The following is a 3,200-nucleotide window of genomic DNA, read 5'->3' as shown; positions in this document are numbered from 1 at the left end:
CGGGGGTGAAGTGGAACTGGGGCCGGTAGGTCTCGGAGTACGGCGGGGTGTCGGCGGCGACGGCCTGGGGGGTCGGCGCGGCTGCGGACAGGGCGCAGACGGTCGCCACCGCCGCGATCATCCGGATCCGGGCATGCCGGGGTACACGTCCTGAGCTCATGATGTCTCCTGTGCCGCGGCCGTCCGGGCGCAGCGGAGCACGGACGCCCGGTGCGGAACCGACCGAAAAGTGACGCCTCGGTCGGCGCCCTCGTCCAAGGCGCCGACCGAGAAGTCATCGTTGACTTGTGTCATCGATGACATCGAGTGGCCCGATGATGGCCGCCATGCGGCCGATGCGTCAACGGTTCGGTCGTGACGGCCTCTTCGCGACTCCGCCGTCCGTCATGCGCGTTCGGGCGTGGCGAGTTGCTCCAACTGGCGCTGCCACGGGGGGTTGGGGCCGGCGACCGAGCAGGTCAGGGCCGCGACCCGGGTGGCGAACCGGCAGGCTTCGGCGACATCGTCGAGGCGGAGTTCCGTCAGCCGGCCGCCGAGCAGGCCGCGGGCGCCCAGGTGGTGCAGCAGCCCGGCCGTGAAGGAGTCCCCCGCCCCGACCGTGTCGGCGACGCTCGTCGGCACGGCCGGAACCTGGATGCGTTCGCCGTCGAGCGAGGCCAGGGCGCCGTCGGCGCCCCGCGTGATCACCACGAGCCGTGCCCCGGCGGCGTGCCAGGTGTCGCACGCCTCCTCGGGCGGCGTGCCCGGCAGCAGGAGTTCCAGGTCGTCCTCGCTCAGCCGCAGTACGTCGGTGAGGGCGCACCAGTGCGCCAGCCGGGCACGGTAGACGTCGGGGTGCACCAGCAGCGGCCGGACGTTGGGGTCGATGCTGATGGTCGCGCGAGGGGCGGCCGCCGCCAGGAAGTCCTCCACAACCGCCGCCCCGGGCTCCCGGACCAGGGCCAGGGATCCGGTGTGCACGCAGGCGGCCTCGGACAGGTCCACTCGCGCCAGTTCCTCGGCTGTCCACTGCCAGTCGGCCGTGTTCTGCGCGTGGAAGGAGAACGCGGCCTGCCCCTGGGCGTCCAGTTCCGCCACGGCCAGTGTGCTCGGTTCCGCCGCCGTGACGGCGCTCGACAGGTCCACTCCGGACGTCTGCAGGTGGTCGCGGAACAGGCGGCCGAACACATCGCCCGACAACCGCGCGAGGAAGCGGGCCGGGGTGCCGAGCCGGGCCAGCGACACTGCCGTATTCGCAGGTCCGCCGCCGGGCAGGACGCGCAGGGCGAGTTCGTTCGAGGGGCCCCCGGGTTCGGCGAACGCGTCCGCGACGCACTCCCCCAGGACGGTGATCTGGCGCGGGCTCATGGGCTGCTCTTCTCTGACGGAACATTCCTGACGAACGTATGACGAACCGGGCGCGTCGTGGTGCGAATGCAGGACGTCTGCGGAGGGGCGGCGGTCGCGTGCGTTGCCGATTTGTGACGAGTGCAGGGCATTGACGTTTCCGGGAGACGGAGTCCATCATCCTCGCCATGCAGTGTCAACGATGACATAAGTCAACGATGACACCCCGGGCGGCCTGCTCTGACCCCGACCCCGTGCCGCTCGCTATCCCACAGGAGTCGATCATGCCTCGCACCACTCGCCTTTCCTCCTCCCTTCTCAGAGCCGCCGCTGTCACCGGCGTCGCGGCCCTCACCCTGACGGCCTGTGGATCCGGATCGGGATCGGGCAGCACGAGCACCGGCTCGGGCGAGGTCAAGGTCGGCCTGATCACCAAGACGGACACCAACCCGTTCTTCGTCAAGATGAAGGAGGGCGCGGAGAAGTCCGCGAAGGCCGAGGGTGTCAAGCTCATGACCGCGGCGGGCAAGTTCGACGGCGACAACGCCGGGCAGGTCACCGCGATCGAGAACATGGTCGCCGCCGGTGTGAAGGGCATCCTGATCACCCCGAGCGACTCCAAGGCGATCGTGCCCGCGATCGAGAAGGCCAAGGCCAAGGGCGTCCTGGTCATCGCCCTGGACACCCCGACCGAGCCGCAGAGCGCGGTCGACGCCCTCTTCGCCACCGACAACCTCAAGGCCGGTGAGCTGATCGGCGAGTACGCCAAGGCCGCGATGAAGGGCAAGACCGCGAAGATAGCCGCCCTCGACCTCGCGCCGGGCGTCTCCGTCGGCGTCCAGCGGCACAACGGCTTCCTCAAGGGCTTCGGCGCCACCGACAAGGACGTCGCCTGCGCCCAGGACACCGGCGGCGACCAGTCCAAGGGCCAGACGGCGATGGAGAACTGCCTCCAGAAGGAGCCCGGCATCAACGTCGTCTACACCATCAACGAGCCCGCCGCGCTGGGCGCGTACACCGCGCTCAAGGCCAAGGGCCGGGAGAAGGACGTCCTGATCGTCTCCGTCGACGGCGGCTGCACCGGCACCAAGGCCGTCAAGGACGGCAAGATCGCCGCCACCTCGCAGCAGTACCCGCTCAAGATGGCCGCCGAGGGCGTCAAGGCCGTCGTGACGTACGCCAAGGACGGCAAGAAGGCCTCGGGTTACACCGACACCGGAGTCACCCTGATCACCGACAAGGCGCAGGACGGGGTCGCTTCCAAGGACACCTCCTACGGCCTGGACAACTGCTGGGGCTGAGCCGCCCCCGACGACCGTACGCACCCCAGGCGGGGCGGCCGACCCCCACCTCCCCGACCGGGGGACGGCCGCCCCCTCGTTCCCTTGTCCTCCGGCAAGGAGAGACACGGACTTCTGTCTTCCGACAAGGACTTCGTATGACAGCCACGACCACGCCCCCGAGCACGTCCTCGCCGTACTCCGGGCTCAAAGCGCCGACCACGGCCCGCAGACTGCTCACTGCACCGACCACCGGCCCGCTGGTCGCCCTCCTTCTGGCCTGCGCCTTCTTCTCCGTCTCGACCGACCAGTTCCTGACCGGCGGGAACTTCTCGCTGATCGTGCAGCAGGTCATGGTCGTCGGCACGCTCGCCATCGGTCAGACCCTGATCATCCTCACGGCGGGCATCGACCTGTCGTGCGGTGCCGTCATGGCGTTCGGCAGCATCATGATCGCCAAGATGGCCGCGGAGGGCTCCCTGCCCCCGCTCGCCGCGATCGCCCTGGGCATCGCCGTCTGCGGCGGATTCGGGCTGCTCAACGGAGTGTTGGTACAGAAGATCCCGCTGCCGCCGTTCATCGTCACCCTCGGCA

At 69.6% G+C, this 3,200-nt stretch carries 2 protein-coding genes and 1 pseudogene; 2 read left to right on the top strand and 1 reads right to left on the bottom strand.

What is annotated here, in order from left to right; translation table 11 throughout:
- Positions 1-384: 384 nt before the first annotated feature.
- A complete protein-coding gene (locus GTY47_RS03585) occupies positions 385-1,347 on the bottom strand; it encodes a carbohydrate kinase (RefSeq protein ID WP_010038643.1) in 963 nt (320 codons plus the stop codon).
- A 263-nt stretch (positions 1,348-1,610) separates the two neighbouring features.
- Between GTY47_RS03585 and GTY47_RS03580 the strand changes: the two genes are divergently transcribed.
- Both GTY47_RS03580 and GTY47_RS03575 read left to right on the top strand, forming a co-directional pair.
- Positions 1,611-2,627: a sugar ABC transporter substrate-binding protein gene (locus tag GTY47_RS03580; RefSeq protein ID WP_010038642.1), complete on the top strand. Its 1,017-nt coding sequence runs from the start codon at positions 1,611-1,613 to the stop codon at positions 2,625-2,627.
- A gap of 137 nt (positions 2,628-2,764) precedes the next feature.
- A pseudogene (locus GTY47_RS03575) lies at positions 2,765-3,200 on the top strand (ABC transporter permease); the annotation flags it as partial.

The organism is Streptomyces sp. SID5464 (assembly GCF_009862985.1).
GTDB lineage: Bacteria > Actinomycetota > Actinomycetes > Streptomycetales > Streptomycetaceae > Streptomyces > Streptomyces chartreusis_D.
The sequence above is the reverse complement of the archived record's forward strand: the minus strand, read 5'-3'. Positions and strand labels throughout refer to the sequence as shown.